13 protein-coding genes are annotated in these 16644 nt (G+C 57.1%); 10 read left to right on the top strand and 3 right to left on the bottom strand.

Going from position 1 to position 16644, the window contains the following annotated elements; translation table 11 throughout:
• Nucleotides 1-100 precede the first annotated feature (100 nt).
• The 8 genes from hisD (at nucleotide 101) to DYE26_RS22250 (ending at nucleotide 8136) form a co-directional block, all read left to right on the top strand.
• Complete coding sequence (gene hisD / locus DYE26_RS22285) at nucleotides 101-1414, top strand: histidinol dehydrogenase (RefSeq protein WP_036627173.1); 1314 nt, start codon at nucleotides 101-103, stop codon at nucleotides 1412-1414.
• Nucleotides 1398-2009, top strand: a complete 612-nt coding sequence (hisB, locus tag DYE26_RS22280) for an imidazoleglycerol-phosphate dehydratase HisB (protein WP_036627170.1) — start codon at nucleotides 1398-1400, stop codon at nucleotides 2007-2009. The genes hisD and hisB overlap by 17 nt, the downstream gene beginning before the upstream one ends.
• A 2-nt stretch (nucleotides 2010-2011) precedes the next feature.
• Nucleotides 2012-2662 carry an imidazole glycerol phosphate synthase subunit HisH gene (hisH, locus tag DYE26_RS22275; protein ID WP_036627167.1) on the top strand — a complete coding sequence of 217 codons (651 nt, stop codon included), beginning with the start codon at nucleotides 2012-2014 and terminating at the stop codon, nucleotides 2660-2662.
• Between the two features lie 879 nt (nucleotides 2663-3541).
• The gene (hisA, locus tag DYE26_RS22270) at nucleotides 3542-4282 is read left to right on the top strand and encodes a 1-(5-phosphoribosyl)-5-[(5-phosphoribosylamino)methylideneamino]imidazole-4-carboxamide isomerase (RefSeq protein WP_036627165.1); all 741 of its coding nucleotides are present in this window, start codon (nucleotides 3542-3544) and stop codon (nucleotides 4280-4282) included.
• 80 nt (nucleotides 4283-4362) lie between these two features.
• A complete protein-coding gene (hisF, locus tag DYE26_RS22265) occupies nucleotides 4363-5121 on the top strand; it encodes an imidazole glycerol phosphate synthase subunit HisF (RefSeq protein ID WP_036627164.1) in 759 nt (252 codons plus the stop codon).
• Nucleotides 5118-5933, top strand: a complete 816-nt coding sequence (gene hisI / locus DYE26_RS22260) for a phosphoribosyl-AMP cyclohydrolase (protein ID WP_051985800.1) — start codon at nucleotides 5118-5120, stop codon at nucleotides 5931-5933. Before hisF ends, hisI begins: the two co-directional genes overlap by 4 nt.
• 22 nt (nucleotides 5934-5955) lie before the next feature.
• Nucleotides 5956-6780, top strand: coding sequence for a histidinol-phosphatase HisJ (gene hisJ, locus DYE26_RS22255; RefSeq protein WP_036629020.1), 825 nt, complete (start codon nucleotides 5956-5958; stop codon nucleotides 6778-6780).
• Between the two features lie 411 nt (nucleotides 6781-7191).
• The gene (locus DYE26_RS22250; RefSeq protein WP_036627163.1) at nucleotides 7192-8136 is read left to right on the top strand and encodes a ribose-phosphate diphosphokinase; all 945 of its coding nucleotides are present in this window, start codon (nucleotides 7192-7194) and stop codon (nucleotides 8134-8136) included.
• Between the two features lie 251 nt (nucleotides 8137-8387).
• Here DYE26_RS22250 and DYE26_RS22245 read toward each other — a convergent pair whose 3' ends face one another.
• The gene (locus DYE26_RS22245) at nucleotides 8388-8777 is read right to left on the bottom strand and encodes an iron chaperone (RefSeq protein ID WP_036627162.1); all 390 of its coding nucleotides are present in this window, start codon (nucleotides 8775-8777) and stop codon (nucleotides 8388-8390) included.
• A gap of 163 nt (nucleotides 8778-8940) precedes the next feature.
• Nucleotides 8941-11133: a tetratricopeptide repeat protein gene (locus DYE26_RS22240; protein ID WP_082207991.1), complete on the bottom strand. Its 2193-nt coding sequence runs from the start codon at nucleotides 11131-11133 to the stop codon at nucleotides 8941-8943.
• Nucleotides 11134-11368: 235 nt separating this feature from the next.
• Here DYE26_RS22240 and DYE26_RS22235 point away from each other — a divergent pair, with 235 nt between their 5' ends.
• The gene (locus DYE26_RS22235) at nucleotides 11369-13108 is read left to right on the top strand and encodes a tetratricopeptide repeat protein (protein ID WP_036627159.1); all 1740 of its coding nucleotides are present in this window, start codon (nucleotides 11369-11371) and stop codon (nucleotides 13106-13108) included.
• Nucleotides 13109-13223: 115 nt separating this feature from the next.
• The gene (gene trxB, locus DYE26_RS22230) at nucleotides 13224-14171 is read left to right on the top strand and encodes a thioredoxin-disulfide reductase (protein ID WP_036627158.1); all 948 of its coding nucleotides are present in this window, start codon (nucleotides 13224-13226) and stop codon (nucleotides 14169-14171) included.
• Nucleotides 14172-14564: 393 nt separating this feature from the next.
• On the opposite strand, the gene DYE26_RS22225 is transcribed toward trxB, so the two are convergent.
• On the bottom strand, nucleotides 14565-16637 hold the full coding sequence (locus DYE26_RS22225) for a glucosidase family protein (protein ID WP_051985799.1): 2073 nt from the start codon (nucleotides 16635-16637) through the stop codon (nucleotides 14565-14567).
• Nucleotides 16638-16644: the final 7 nt, after the last annotated feature.

Genomic DNA, 16644 nt, shown 5'->3' with positions numbered 1-16644 from the left:
AGATATCAAGACCAATCTAAGTTGAGCTAAAGAAGGGAACGGGAATTAGTCAAGAAGGGCCAATATTATAGAAGGATGAACGAGGCGGGGGGAATGGCGAATGAAAATAGTGTCGGCGCAGGAGTTTGATTTGCGGCGGGAGGTCGAATACGGATCGCCGGAGCAAAACGAAGCGGTGCGCGCGATCGTCAAAGCGGTCAAAGAGCAGGGCGACGCGGCTTTGCTGGCGTATACGGAAAAGTTCGACGGTATGAAGCTTGAGGCCGCTTCGCTGAGGGTGACCCAGGAGGAGCTGAAGGCGGCGTACGACGCCGTGGAACCGTCGTTCGTTCAGGCAATCGCGGCGGCGGCGGACAACATCCGCCGTTTTCACGTCAGGCAGAAGCGCAATTCGTGGATGGACCTGCAGCCCGACGGAAGCTTGCTGGGCCAGATTATCCGGCCCTTGAAGCGGGTCGGCGTGTACGTTCCCGGCGGGAAAGCTGCGTATCCTTCCTCCGTGCTGATGAACGTCATCCCGGCGCAGGTGGCCGGCGTGCCGGAGATCGTGATGGTGACGCCACCGGCGACGGGCGGCAAAGCGGGCATCGACCCGTACATCCTCGTCGCCGCCGCCGAGGCCGGCGTGCACGAAATTTACCGGGCCGGGGGGGCGCAAGCGATCGCCGCGCTCGCTTACGGCACGGACACGATCGCGCCCGTCGATAAAATCTGCGGGCCGGGCAACATCTACGTCGCGCTGGCCAAACGCGAAGTGTACGGGGCCGTCGATATCGACAGCATCGCCGGCCCGAGCGAAATCGCCGTGCTGGCCGACGACAGCGCCGATCCCGCCTATGTGGCGGCGGATCTGTTGTCCCAGGCCGAACACGATGAAATGGCGTCGGCGATCCTGGTGACGCCGTCGGAGGCGTTTGCGCAGGCGTGCCTAGCGGAGATTCAGCGGCAACTGGCGGAATTGCCGCGGCGGGAGATCGCCAGTGCAGCGGTTGAACGGTATGGGGCGATCATCCTCGTCGATTCGATCGAAGATGGCATTCGTGCGATCAACCGGCTGGCGCCGGAGCATTTTGAGCTGATCGTGGAGAATCCGATGAATTACCTCGGTTTGATCGAAAACGCCGGGGCGATTTTTCTCGGTCCGTACAGCTCGGAGCCGGTCGGTGATTATTACGCCGGTCCGAACCATATCATTCCGACGAACGGGACGGCAAGGTTCTCCTCGCCGGTCGATGTGGACGATTTTATTAAGAAATCGAGTTTGATTTATTACAGCAAAGAAGCGCTCCTTTGGAACGGGGCGACGATTATGGAGCTGGCGCGCCGGGAAGGGCTGGAGGGCCACGCCCGGGCGATTGAAATCCGGCTGAATAAGGAAGGAAAGGCGGGAAACCAAGATGGCGGCAAACAATGAGGCAGGAACGGTACGGAAATCCGGCGTGAGCCGGAAAACGAATGAAACGGACATTCAGTTGGAATTTGCCCTGGACGGCAGCGGCCAGACCCGTTTGGAGACGGATGTGGCGTTTCTGAACCATATGCTGGATTTGTTCACGAAGCATGGCCAATTCGATCTGTCGGTACGGGCTAACGGCGACATTGAAATCGACGACCATCACACGGTCGAGGATATCGGCATTTGCTTGGGACAGGTGATCCGGGAAGCGCTGGGCGACAAAAAAGGAATCAAACGCTATGCCAGCGTTTTTATTCCGATGGACGAAGCGCTTGCCCAGGTCGTGATCGATGTCAGCAACCGTCCGCATTTTGAGTACCGGGCGGAGTATCCGTCGGACCGGGTCGGCAGCTTTGAGGTGCAGCTTGTTCACGAGTTTCTGTGGAAGCTGGCGCTGGAAGCGCGGATTACGCTGCACGTGATTGTCCACTATGGGCAAAATACGCATCATATGATCGAAGCGGTGTTTAAGGCGCTCGGGCGGGCACTTGACGAGGCTACGGCCATCGATCCGCGCGTCAGCGGCGTGCCGTCGACGAAGGGAGTGCTGTAGCGATGCGGATCGCAATCGTCGATTACGGCATGGGCAACCTGCACAGCGTGGGCAAAGCGGTGGAGCGCCTCGGCTACGAGGGGATCGTCACGGGCGACGAGGCGCGAGTTTTGGCAGCGGACGGCGTGCTGCTGCCGGGCGTCGGCGCTTTCGGCGACGCGATGGAGCATCTGCGCGCGTCGGGCCTGGACGCGGTGGTACGGCAGGCTGCTGCGAGCGGCAAACCGCTGCTCGGCATCTGCCTCGGGATGCAGCTGCTCTTCGACGAGAGCGAGGAGCATGGACGGAACGAGGGCCTGGGCTTGCTGCCGGGCAGGGCGGTGCGCTTTGCGGGCGGCGCGGGGTTGAAGGTGCCGCACATGGGCTGGAACCGGCTGGAATTCTTACAGCCGGAAAACCCGCTGCTCGCCGGGCTGGAGGAAGGGCACGTGTACTTCGTGCACTCCTACCATGTGCTGCCCGAGCGGCGGGAGGACCTGCTGGCCGTCACGGACTACGGCCACCCGGTCACGGCGATCGTCGGCCGCGGCAACGTGTACGGGATGCAGTTCCATCCCGAGAAAAGCGGCCAGCTTGGGATGGCGCTGCTGCGGAACTTTCTGGCGCTCGTGGAGCGCCGTGCCGGCAGCGGGGCGGGCAGCTTGCGGCGGTAGGCCGTGGTGAGGCTGGCGGAGACGGGCCGGGCGGGCGGTGAGCTCGGCAGGCGTCTGGGAGAGGTGAGCCGGCGGCCGCACGGCGGTAGTGGGCGGGGAGCGTGCAGCCTGAGGCGGTAGGCCGTGGTGAGGCTGGCGGACCCGGGCCGGGCGGGCGGTGAGCTCGGCGGGCGTCGGGAGCGGAGAGCCGGCGGCCGCACGGCGGTAGTGGGCGGGGAGCGTGCAGCCTGAGGCGGTAGGCCGTGGTGAGGCTGGCAAACCCGGTCCGGGCAAGCCTGCTCGGTGGCAGTAGCGTTGCAGAAGATGATTCTAACGGTTGCCACAACCGCTATTTGTGCCCAAAACGTTGATTTCAAATTGTAACGGTTGCCATGGCGCTTATTTCGCTGAAACCCGGTCATTTTCACTAGATTAAGGGAAATAACAGCGCTCGCAACCGTTAGAGTTTGGAAAAGGTCTTTTTTCGTAAAATAGCGCCTGCTACAACCTGCTACAACCGTTATTTCCGGCGGGCGTGGGTGATAGTCGATAGTATCGGCTCGAAAACCTGAGCTTTGGCGAAATCCGGAAAGTACGTATCAGGGCAACAAGTTGTCCTTCTGTAAGAGTTAATGCAGCGCTAGTGGATCACTGCTGGCTCATTAGCGGTAATTTTTGGCCTTATATGGACTCGATTTCCGGCCTGGCCGTAAATAGCGGTAAAAAATGGTCTTATTTTCACCAGAGCGCTCCCAAAGGCCCCCCAATCGCTCCCGTTTGAGAAAATAACGACAAAAATGTCCGCTATTTCGGGCCAGTCTCGGAAAAGTGCCAATATAGCGCCATAAATTACCTTTATTTTTCAAGGAAATTTATTTGCGGCGGGAGGAGCAGAATCCGATGTCATCATTTACAATATATCCGGCGATCGATATCCGGGGCGGCCAGTGCGTCCGTCTTGTGCAGGGCGATTACGACCGGGAAACTGTGTATAACGCCAATCCGGTGGAGGTGGCCAAATCCTGGGAAGCCCAGGGCGGCGCGTTTATCCATGTGGTCGATTTGGACGGGGCCAAGGCCGGTCATCCCGTCAATGACGAATTGATCGGCGAGATCGCCCGCAGCGTGCAGGTACCCGTGCAGGTAGGCGGCGGGCTGCGCACGCTAGAGGACGTGAAGCGGCTGCTGGCGCTGGGCGTCAGCCGGGTCATTCTCGGCACGGCGGCGATCGAGGACCGGGCCTTTACGGAGGCGGTGCTGGGCACCTACGGGGACAAAGCGGCGATCGGCATCGACGCTCGAAACGGGTTCGTGGCGACGCGCGGCTGGCTGGAAACGTCGGAGGTTCAGGCCGAAGCGCTGGCGAAGGAACTGGCGGGCAAAGGGGCGGAGACGTTTATTTTTACCGATATTTCCCGCGACGGGATGATGCAGGGGCCCAACGTCGAAGCGATTTTATCGCTCGCCAAGGCCTCCGGCAAAACGGTGATCGCCTCCGGCGGCGTTACGGTGCAGGACGATTTGCTCCGTCTGGCCGCACATGCGAACGAGGGCGTAGGCGGCGCGATCGTCGGCAAAGCGCTGTATACCGGCAACTTCGAGCTGGTGCAGGCGATTGCCGCGATTCAAGCTTTGAAGTAGAGTGAGGCCAGGTTCTAGGGCCATCCGATCCAATTTTCCAAGCTGGATCCAAGTTGAAGCAGAAAGGAAGTCGAATCACCATGCTCGCAAAGCGAATTATCCCCTGTCTGGACGTCAAGGACGGCCGGGTCGTCAAGGGCGTCAATTTTGTGAACCTCCGCGATGCCGGAGATCCTGTGGAGCTGGCGGCGCTGTATGACCGCGAGGGAGCGGATGAGCTCGTGTTTTTGGACATTTCCGCCTCGCATGAAGGGCGGGCCACTATGGTCGAGGTCGTAAAGCAAACGGCTGGAGAAATCGCCATTCCGTTTACGGTAGGCGGGGGGATTTCCCAGGTGGATGATATGAAGCGCCTGCTGCGGGCCGGGGCCGACAAGATCGGGATCAACACGGCGGCGGTGCTGAACCCGCAGCTGATCTCGGACGGCGCACGCCGTTTTGGCTCGCAGTGCATTGTGGTGGCCGTGGACGCCAAATTCAACCCCGACTGGGGCGAATGGGAAGTGTACACCCATGGCGGCCGCAAGGCGACCGGAATCCGCGCGCTCGCATGGGTGCGGGAAGCCGAGAAGCTTGGCGCGGGAGAAATTTTGCTGACCAGCATGGATGCCGACGGCACCAAGGACGGATTTGATCTGCCGCTGACCCGGGCGGTTGGCAGGGCGGTGGGCATTCCGGTGATCGCTTCGGGCGGGGCCGGGGACATCGACGATTTTTACGAGGTGTTCACCGAGGGGCAGGCGGACGCGGCGCTAGCGGCGACGATTTTTCACTATAAAGAAATTGCGGTTCCGGATCTGAAAAAAGATCTGAAAGCCAAAGGGGTGGAGATACGATGACGGAAAATCAACCGTTGCAATATACATGTTCGATCGAAGAACTGGAGAAAACGATCAAATGGGACAGCCAGGGGCTCGTTCCGGCGATCGTACAGGATGCGGCCGGCAAAGAGGTGCTGATGCTGGCGTATATGAACCGCGAGTCGCTGCGCAAATCGCTGGAGACGGGGCAAACCTGGTTTTGGAGCCGGTCCCGCGGAGAGCTGTGGAACAAAGGGGCGACTTCGGGCAACACGCAGCGGATTGCCGCGCTTCGCTACGACTGTGATGGCGATACGCTGCTGGTGGAAGTTCATGCGAACGGTCCGGCTTGCCATACCGGTGAAAATACTTGCTTTTACCGTACGGCGGCAACGGCGGACGTAGGTGGAGCAGTGGCGTCAGTAGCAGGAGCGGGGACAGCGGAGGGTGCAACAATGTCAGCGGTGTCCGGGGCAGCTCCTCAGTGGGCAGGCTCCGGGGAAGGCTCTAGCGGGCCCGGTGACAGCCTTGCGTCCCAGGCGAACGGCTTAGACCGTTTCGCGGTGCTCGCCGAGCTGGAGCAGCTGATCGCCGAGCGCTACGAGCAGCGGCCGGAAGGGGCTTACACGACTTATTTGTTCGAGAAAGGGCTCGACAAAATCCTTAAAAAGGTCGGCGAGGAAACGGCCGAGTCGATCATCGCGGCGAAAAACGGCGACAATGACGAGCTGCGGTACGAGGTGAGCGATTTGATTTACCACTTGCTCGTTCTGCTGCGTGAGCGGGGTTTGCCGCTGGACGAAATCATGCGGGAACTGGAGCGGCGCCATGAGCGTCCGCGCCGCGACTAAGCGGGGGGAGGAAGGCCTTAAGATGCTGATCGATTACCATACGCATCATGACCGCTGCGGACACGCCGTCGGCAAGCTGGAGGAATACATCCGGCGGGGGATTGAAATCGGCTTATCCCAGATCGGCGTATCGGATCATATGCCGCTGCTGCATGTCGATCCGGCCGATTATTATCCGGAGATGGCTATGCCGCTGGACGAGCTGCCGCGTTACGTGGAGGAGGCCTTGGCGCTGAAGGAGAAATACCGCGGCCAAATCGAGGTAAAGGTCGGGCTGGAGGCCGATTACATCGAAGGCTGGGAAGAACGTATCGAAAGCATCGTTCGCGGTTATCCTTGGGATTATGTGATCGGTTCGGTGCATTTTCTCGGGGAATGGGATGTTTCGGATTTCCGTCAAGTGCACCATTGGGAAGGCCAGGACGTTTTCGCGGTCTATGAACGGTATTACGATGCTGTAACCAAGGCGGCAAAAACGGGCTTTTACGATATTATGGGCCACTTGGACGTCATCAAGCGCTTTGGATATAAACCGGAACCTGCGCTCCAAGAGGAAAACGTACGGCTGGAACGTCAGGCGCTTACTGCCGTGGCGGAAGCCGGGGTGGCCATGGAGCTGAACGCCTCCGGGCTGTCCAAGCCTTGCGCGGAAATGTTCCCGAGCGAGCGGATATTACAAATGGCGATCGGGCTGGGGATTCCGCTGACGTTGGGCTCGGATGCGCATGATCCGAACAAGCTCGGCGAACATCTGGATACGGCGCGGGCGGCTCTGTACAATCTGGGGGTTCGTGAGCTGGCGGCGTTTGCAGGGCGGCGAAGAACGATGGTGCCGCTTCACCCGTAGGAGGGCTTAATAGAGGTTGTTCAAAAAGTCATCTTTCCATGACAAAGCCGTTCATGAAGTGGATCGGGCGTCGAATCTTGAATTCAGCCGGGTGGGGATATGCTTCCGAAGCATGTTCCCTACGGAAACATTTCAGTTGCTCACGTAGGCTCACTAAGCTTATGCTTCCGAAGCCGTTTTCTCCGAAAACGTTTAGCTCCGCTACTCAGTCCCTAGCTTCATCCGACTAAAGCGTTTTGAAAAAACGCATATCGGAAGCATACGCTTCGGTCCTGAAAACCCGACTTTTTGAACACGGGTTTAAAGCCAACCGGAGCAGGAATTAGGCATGTATGTCGCGAAAATGGAACACTATAGGAATCAGAAGCTCGGGCGCTTCAGCCTAATTTATCGATATTCCGGGAGGATGTTATGGAAGGCAAAATGCGAATTTTCTCCGGTTCGTCCAATCCGAAGCTGGTGGCGGACATTTGCGGGCGGCTCGGCGTGGAGCCTGGGAAAATCAAGCTTTCGCGGTTCAAAAGCGGGGAAATCTACGTCCATTATGAGGAGAGCATCCGCAATTCCGACGTGTTTCTGGTTCAGGCGCTGTCCCACCCGACCAACGAGCTGTTCGTGGAGTTGCTGGTGATGATCGACGCGGCCAAGCGGGCTTCCGCCCGGACGGTTAATGTGATCCTGCCATATTACGGCTACGCCCGCCAGGAGCGCAAGTCGGCGCCCCGGGAGCCGATCTCGGCCAAGCTGGTAGCCGATGTGCTGACGACGGCGGGGGCCAGCCGGGTGGTCACGATCGACCTGCACGCCCCGGCGATCCAGGGCTTTTTCAACATCCCGGTCGATCATCTCACTGCGCTTGATTTGATGACCGAATATTTGAAATCCCGGAATATCCCGCGTCCGGTAATCGTATCGCCCGATGCCGGCCGGGCTTCGATGGCCGAAAAGCTGGCGAATGGGCTTGATTCTCCGTTTGCGATCATGATCAAAAAGCGTCCGGCCCACAACCAGTCGGTGATCACGCACGTGATTGGCGATGTGGCGGGACATACCCCGATCATTATCGAAGATTTGATCGACACCGGGTCGACCATCGTCAACGTCGTGGAAGGGCTGAAGGAGAGGGGGGCGGAGGATGCATACGTGTGCGCCACGCACGGATTGTTTTCCGGCGAGGCGCTGCAAAAGCTGCAGCACGAAAACATCCGCGAGGTCGTGGTGACCGACTCGATCGCGCAGCCGGAGCATCTCCCCCACTTTAAGGTGCTCTCCGTTGCCCCGATGCTGGCGAAGGCCATCCATTTTATTCTGGAGGGCGGGTCTATCGCCGCTTTGTTTAAAGATCGCGGGATTTGATTTGTAATAAGCGTAAAACTGGAACGGCGGACCGTCGGCCTTAAAAATAGCGGCACTTTATGTACTTATTATCGGGAGCCTTGCCATGTTCACCTCATTAGGGGCATTTTTTGCCCTTATATTATTTCGTAAGGAGGACCGCCGGCTTATCGGCGGATTTTCCTGCATCTACCGCATCTACCGCACCTACCAGCTACCACAGCTACCACAGCTACACTACCACTTCTATCGCTTAACCGCCTCCACCACTTCTATCGCTTCTTCTGCTTGGCTGCGGCCTGTTCGCGGTTTTCGGCGGCCCGGAATCGGACGATCCGGCCGATGAGTTCCAGCGGCAGTGGTTCGTCCAAGGGGAATTGCACAGACCCTTTGGCATTTTTATACCCGGCCAGCTCGGCTTGAAATTCCTCAATCCCGCTGGGGGTGGGGTAAAAACCGATATGGTTTTTGAAAGCGGCAAAATGCACGAGGTTTTTGCCGGCCAGCGCAAAGGTGGGCATTTGGTAGCTGATTTTCTCGATAGCATCCGGCGCGGCTGCCTGGATCGTGCTGCGAATTTGCTGCAGCTTGCCGCAAACGTCCGCCGGAAACTGGGCGATATATTCATCGATTGTGGCAAATGTCCGCTTGCTTTCTTCCATAAGTCCTCCTTGGGCGCCCTTTCCGGGGTTTTATTTTTTCTTCCTAATCGACCTAACCGCCGTCCATATCACAATCACCAGCAATATGATAAACAGCAGGCTGATGATCGTATTTTCCCAGACAAAAGTCATCGATTATCTCGCCCCCTTATCTTCGGCCGGCTTACTTCACCGCCCGCATAAAATCGTCCAGTTTGTTGCCCTTTACGTAAATGTCCGGCTTAATGTGCGCGTTCATGATATTGTTCTGCTTGACGTTCCAATAGTGGTTTACGACATAGACTATGATGCGGTTTCGCTTGTCTTCAAAAACTACCTGGCCCACGCCTTTGCCGAAGGTGTCGCGGCCGACGACCGTGACGTTGTTCAGGTACGTTTTGAGCCCCAGGGTCAAAAGCTCGGCGGCGCTGGCCGTATTTTCGTCGACGAAAATATAGATCTTCTTGAATCCGGTATGGGACGCGTCGGAATAATAGCTGCTGGTGTAGCCGTCCTGGTAAATGATCGTGCTGGTCACCAGGTCGGGCAGCAGCACGTCCAGCATGGCATTGGCGCTATAGGACAGGCCGCCGCCGTTGCCGCGCAAATCGAGGACCAACGTTTTGTCTTCAGGATTCGGAATCCGGTCCAGGAGCTGAATGAATTGATCATCGGTCGTCTCCGTAAAGCTATCGAAGGCAAAGTAGTACGTATTTCCCTTTTCTTTATAAGTGATATTGTCGTCCCGAGCCGCCGTCATTTGGTCGTACGCGTCTCCATAGATCGCAAAGGTGAACCTGTCGTCCGCCAGCTTGGCGTTGTTAATCGTCCGTCCGATCTGTTCAACGGACAGGCCGGGTTGTTTCAGCTTCTCCAAGGCCTGCTCCAATTGATCGCCGCTCTTCCGGTACAGGTAATTGTCCAGGAAAAATTGGCGGACCCGTCCGCCTAGCGGTTCCTGCTTCTCTTCGAGCGAGCTTTGCACATAAAGGGCCGTCGAGTCTTCGTCGTAGATTTTCAGCGCCCGGTTGCTATACTCCTTGGCCTTCGCATCGTCCTCAAGCAGCAAATAAGCGTAGGCGATCTGCGCCAACGATTCATAATCTTCGGGGTTGAGGTGTACCGCTTGTTCGAAATAGGGGATGGCCTCCTCATAATTTTCCAGCTCAAGCTGGCATTGTCCGATGTACCAAGGAATATCAGGGTGGCTGAACGCCAGATCGGCAAGCTTTTGGCCGAACTCGACGCACCGGTAGTATCTTTTTCCCCAATCCAGCGCTTTGAGCTTGTAAATATAGCCGGTTTCGTCGGCCGGATCCAGCTTGATCGCCCGTTCGAAATACGGGAGCGATTCGAGGTATAATCCTTGATCCAGATAGGCGTTGCCCATGGCATTATGAATTTCCGCCGCGTCCGGGCTCTTCGCGTACACCGCCTCGGCCTGGTCCAGATCCCCCTGGGCGCTGGAAGTCCAAATCAGCCATGTGTATACTTCCGGTTCGTCCGGGAACTTATTGAGCAGCCGGTTAAAATGGTCCGCCGCCGTATCGTAATCGCCGTTATCGTAGTACAGTTCGCCCAGCTTCAGCTGAGCTTCCGGAAGATCGGGGAATTTCTCCCCGGCCTGTTTGTAGAACCGCTCGGTTTCTTCGAACTCCGCGGTTTCTTCCAGCAAATATCCTTTGATCATGTACCCTTCGTAGCTATCCTCATACTTCTTGAAAAAGGAATCGGCAAACTTCACCGCTTTTTCATCCCGGTCCAGCGCCAGAAGGGAGTCGATAACCATTTCCGCCGCGTCGGTATCGGACGGCACGAGCTCCAGATACTTTTTGAATTGCGCCAGCGCTTCCTCGTAGTCGCCTTCCTCGTAGGAAACCAAACCCATGCCGTAAATGGCGCTTTCGCTCCGGCTGTTCAGCGCAACGGCCTGCTTATAGCTGGCCAGCGCCTCCTCGTTCCGGCGCAGACCGTTCAGCGCGTTCCCTTTGTTGACGTACTCCACATCGGTATTGGGGAGAATCAACAAGGATTTCTCGATATAATCAAGCCCTTTGGCATAATCGCCCAATTCGTTGTAAGCCCAGCTTATATTGTTAAAAGGAGAGTCGATCAACTCCGAACGCTCGACCTCCCGCTTCAGATCTTTAAGCTCCGGATCGAGTTTATAGACGTATTCTATGGCTTTGTTCAAAAACGGCAAGGCGTCTTCGTACGCGCCCTCTTCGATCTTCTGGTAGCCCTTTTGGTTATTGTCGGAAATCTGCTTCTCCAAACCGTTAAGCGCGGACGGGCTGTCCTGATCCAGGCATCCCCCCAGAATGCCGCCGCCCGCCAATACGGCAGCCACTACAAAAGCTCTGATTCTGCTTCGCAAAAAATCCCCTCATTCTGCCTCATTCTAAATAATAATTCTGCTAACTAATTCTGCGCTTTTTTCCGATTTTCCTCTTGCCTCCAAAAAACCGTTATTTTCCGCACGGATTTCCCATGGGAGGACAGCTTTACCTATGGTATACTGTGTGTTGGAGAGTTTACGACCACGTACTAAGCTGACGATATGATCTTATAACATAGAATGCATCAATTAAAAACCAGAGGAGGTGCCTTGCTTGCACGAGAAAAAACAACCGTCCGGGGATATGCGCGGGAAAGTGCTGCCGCTCTCGATGGATGCGGGCTTTTTCTTTGAGAGAGCCGTCTCTTCGTTAGACCGCTATCACTACGACAAGGCATTGAAATATTTTCGCAAAGCCGTGGAGTACGAGCCGGAAAACCCGGTGAACCACTGCAATATGGCGGGAATTCTTTCGGAGATGGGAGATTATGAGGCATCCAACGAGGTATTGGCCACCGTGCTTCGGGATATCGATCCGACCATGACGGAATGTTATTTCTACATGGCCAACAATTACGCCAATATGGACTTGTTTGAAGCGGCGGAGGAAGCGCTGGTGACGTATTTGGAGGAGGATGCCAGCGGCTATTTCCTGACCGAAGCGGAAGAGATGATGGATCTGCTCCAATACGAGCTGGATCGTCCGACCAAGCTGAAAAGCATCAAGTCGAGGGAGGGCTTGTACGAGCACGATCAGGCCAGGGCCCTGCTCGAGGAAGGCAAGTTCAACCAGGCGGTGAAGCTGCTGGAGGAACTGGTGCAAGGCCGCCCCGATTTCCTGGCCGCCCGCAACAACCTGGCGCTTGGCTATTATTACCTCGGGCATTTTGACAAGGCGATGGGTATGGTGCATGAGGTGTTGGCGCAGGATCCCGGCAACCTGCACGGGCTGTGCAATTTGGCCGTGTTTTATCAGCATGAGGGGAATCGGGAAGCGATGGAGGAACTGGCGGAACGCTTGAGCAACATCGTGCCGTTTCACCAGGAGCATGTGTTCAAGCTGGCTACGACGATGGGCATGTTGGGCCGGCACGAGGCGGCCTTCGGGCACTTCAAGCGGCTGCTGCAGAACGAAGAGATGCGCCGTGAACCCAGCGTTTCCCACTATGCGGCGGTAGCCGCTTATTACACCGGGCGGTACGCCGAGGCGCGGAGGCTGTGGCAGCACGTGAAAAGGCTCGATCCCGGCTCCTCCGTGGCCGGCTTTTATCTGGCGCAGCTGGATCAAAGCGGCGGCGGGGATGAGGCATCCAAGCCGTTTTCGGTCAATTACCAGTACCTGCTGCCGTTTGAGGAGCAGCTTAAGCGTTGGGAGACATCCGAAGACGGCTTCCCTGCCGATCTCAAGGACAACCCGCTCGTCCGCTCCTCGTTCTTCTGGGCGCTGCGCCACGGGGATGCGAAGACGAAGCTGCAGGTCATTCAGGCGCTGGGCCTGATCGCCGACCAGGAGGTTGAGGAAGCGCTGCAGGCTTTTTTGCTGGAGCCGGAGGAAGATGAGTACTTGAAGGATATGGCTCTTTTTGTGCTGCGTAGTCTGGGCGTGAGCAAAATGCTTCCGGTTCGCTTCGGGGCGGCCACAACGATGGTCGATCCTAGCCGCGTGACGACGAAGCTGCCGGTTTGGGAGCGCGAGTGGCAATCGGTGATCAACCTGGCGATGAGACAGATGCGGCCCAGCTATGATCTCCAGCAGCAGCATGATATGGAGACGCTGTGGGTTGATTTTTTGACCCGGCTCTATCCGGATACGCCGAAAATTACGCACTTGGAAGGCTGGGCGGCGGCGCTGGAGTATTTGACGGCCAAAATGCACCGCCGGCCCGTAACCTATGAGCAGGTGGCGAGCAAATACAATATTTCCGCTTCGACGGCCCGCCGGTATGCTTCGCGGGTCGATGAAGTGTGCGGCGTGAAAGAGAAAATCGAGGCGATTTTTCCATCGGTACGGTAGTTGCGGGGGTAAGTCGGTCCAACTTGGGGAAAACTTGTAATGGCGAATCAATGGCATGAATGGCAAGCATGGCGGATTGATTTTTATTTCTAAGGGAACCAAGGAGGTAGACATGATGCGTAAAACGATGGTGATCGGCACCGGTCCGGCCGGACTGACGGCGGCGATTTATTTGGCGCGGGCCAATTTGAGCCCTATTGTGATTGAAGGGACGCAGCCGGGAGGGCAGTTGACCACGACGACGGAGGTGGAGAACTTCCCCGGCTTTCCGGAGGGTATCATGGGTCCCGAGCTGATGGACAATATGCGCAAGCAGGCGGAACGCTTCGGCGCCGAGTTCCGAAACGGCTGGGTGGAAGGAGTCGATTTCTCGAAACGTCCGTTTAAGGTGAAGCTTGAAGGCGGCGAGGAACTGGAGGCGGAGTCGGTCATTATCTCCACGGGCGCTTCGGCCAAGTATCTGGGCATTCCGGGCGAGCAGGACAACGTCGGGCGCGGCGTAAGCACCTGCGCGACGTGTGACGGATTTTTTTTCCGCGGCAAAAAAATCCTCGTCATAGGCGGCGGCGACTCCGCGATGGAGGAAGCGAATTTCCTGACCCGGTTTGCCACCGAGGTGACGGTGGTGCATCGGCGGGAGGAACTGCGCGCTTCGAAAATCATGCAGGATCGCGCTAAGGGCAACGGGAAGATCAGCTGGGCGCTGAACCGGACGCCGCTTGAAGTGGTCACGGACGAAACCGGGACCGTGAAGGGATTGAAGGTCCGCAACAACGCAACCGGCCAGGAGGAACTGTTGGAGGCGCAAGGGGTGTTTGTAGCGATCGGCCATACGCCGAACACGAAATTCCTGGGCGGGGCGGTCGAAACCGATGATCACGGCTACATACTAGTGAAGCCGGGGACGACGGAGACGAATGTGCCGGGCGTGTTCGCCTGCGGCGACGTGCAGGACATGCGCTATCGCCAGGCGATTACGGCGGCGGGTTCGGGCTGCATGGCCGCGATGGACTGCGAGAAGTTCCTCGAAGGCAGCATGGTGCACGATTGGAGCGGAAACTAAGGGAATTGGAAGCTAAGGAGCGATGAACTAAGAGAAGTGGGATGTAAGAAAACGGAGTTTAAGATAGCGGATTTAAGAAGAGGCGCCGTTAGGGCGCCTTTTTTGGCGTGTATAAACGGGGGAGTGGCTTGAAGGAAGGGCGGCTTGACTGGATCAAATGCAAAAGTGCATCTCATTTGAGGGTATTCGATAAAAAAGGTGTTTTGGCCGAAAATGAACTGCAATTTTGCATTTGACGAACCGTTTTTGGGGCATATGGGCGCATATGAAATGAACTCTTGCATTTCGTGGGGGAGGGGCTTCGCATAATTTCAGATGGTAAGATACACCTTATGCAGTCCGCCGGCCCTTAGACCGGCGGACGCATTGGCGGCCAAGCGCCGTATTGGTGTATCAGTCGGAAATGGTTGCAGTCGAGCGGAACGTTATCTTGCCGTTCTCCGCTGCAAATTCATAAATTTTACCGCGGTATTTGATGCCTTGCACGCGGCAATCGCCCCACGGCGGCAGTTTAGGGGACATTTCCCCGTTCAGCGGCGGATACAGGTTCAAACCGCCGAACAGTACGGCGGCGGCCGGCATGCCGCTCCATCCCTGCAAATCCGAACCTTTTCCGTAGACCGGGTCATAATACTCCACCGGCGTCAACCAGCCGCGCTCCAGACCATAAGTGAACCAGCGTGTCAGCGGATACTCCCAGTCGTCACGGCGATGGCGGAGCTTGGCCCAAGCGTACATCCCGCTAAGGTAAGGCCAATCGCTCCCGTTGTGATAACGAAACGGGTAGGCGGATTTTTCGACCAGATGCTGCGCGTGCGAATATTGCGGGAATACGGTCATTACTCCCCAGTCTCCGAACGGCTGTTCATCGTTGTTGCGGCTTTCCAGCCGCGCGGTCAAAATGTCCAACACCCGGCGCTGATCCGTCTCGGCGCCTATGCCGAACAGCGGAGCCAGCGACTGTTCGATGGAGACGTTGTTTTCCGTCAATCCCTCGCCGCCTACATTCAAATAATTTAGGTACCCGGTTTCGTCGCTCCAAAGATACTGGCGCAGCCCAAGCTCGAGCCGCTCTGTCTTGGCGTCCCACTGCTTGCGATCGTCTCCGTTGGCCGGCCAAGTTTCAACAAATTGCATGATTTCCGCATAACATCGGCGGGCGCGAATGTACAGCAGTACATCGTAGGCAACGATGCCCTGGCGAACCACGTTGTCGCACCAATCGCGGCGGTTGTCCGGTTTGATCATCTGCGGCAGCGCCTCATCGGTGATGCCCTCCAGCTTGCCGAGACAGAGGCTGGCCAGTTCCAGAACGGTCCGCCCGTTTACCTGTTCGCTGAGCAGGCCGGCATCATGCGTCCAGGCCAAATAGTCATGCAGCATCATCACAAAGAAGGAGGGAGAGTCATAGTGGTCCGGCCAAAACTGCTCGTAGGCTTCTTTCAACACATTGTAGATCACTGCGCTCGGGCAGGATCCGTCGGGGCCGATGCCTTGGGCTAGCGTGACGATTTCGTTTCTGACCCATTCCGGCTTAAATGGCAAAAGCGGCAGCACCGTCCAGTAACCGTCCCGGAAATAAGTCCGCGAAGGACTCTGGTAGTTCACCCCGGCATAAAAAGCGGCGAAACGCCCCCCGCTTTCCTTGTACATGGAATGAGACACGTTCAGGCAAGCGGCGACCAATGAATTGAGCGTCCGCTGGCCGCTGGCCGTAAAGCTCTCCCGCAGCCAGGCGCGGTATGACTCTGCCGCCAATTGGGCCGAGTCGGCTCCTTTGGCCAGAACTTCCGCCGCCAGCGGCTGCATACCGCCGGAAAAGGTCAGTGTGAATACGGCCGTCGCCCCGGGCTCGATCTCGTCCTTGAAGTCCAGAATCATACGCGGACCTTCCTGCTCGATATACTCAGCCTTGTGGCTGGAGGCCAAATGAATCCGGTAGTCGTCGCCAAGCTGGGCCTCCCACTGTGTCCGCGCCTCATTCCAAACTTCCTTTATCTCCATCGCCCGGTAGGTTCCGTTTTTGGCGGCCATTGCCGCCATATGGCTTTTGAGCTCCCACAGCATTCCGTGGCGCAGGTAAAGCCTGGCCGCGGCGTTACCTTCGTTTCTGAATGTAAACCGAACATACACCGCGTTGTCTTCGTCATTGCAGAATTGCTGCGCCGAGACGGCCACCCCGTCAAGCTCGGCTGAGGACCGGAAATCGATTTCCATCATTCTCCCCAGGACGCGAACCGTTTTGCGGTGTTTCGCCGGCAGCCTTCGCCCGTTAACTGACCAGGCCGTAAACCAACTGTTCTCGTTCAATATCGACCATTCGCCGGCCACTGAATACTTGGACACGCCGCCGTTGCCGTCAAACTGGGCCAGCAGGCGGCGGTTGGACACATCGTATTGGGTGATGCCGTACCAATAATGTTCCGTAACAATCGCGTGTTGGTCTGAATAAGTTCTAATTGACACTGCAAAC

Source organism: Paenibacillus macerans (genome assembly GCF_900454495.1).
GTDB classification, from domain to species: Bacteria; Bacillota; Bacilli; order Paenibacillales; family Paenibacillaceae; genus Fontibacillus; species Fontibacillus macerans.
Note: the sequence above shows the minus strand (reverse complement) of the source record. Positions and strands in the feature narration are given on the sequence as shown.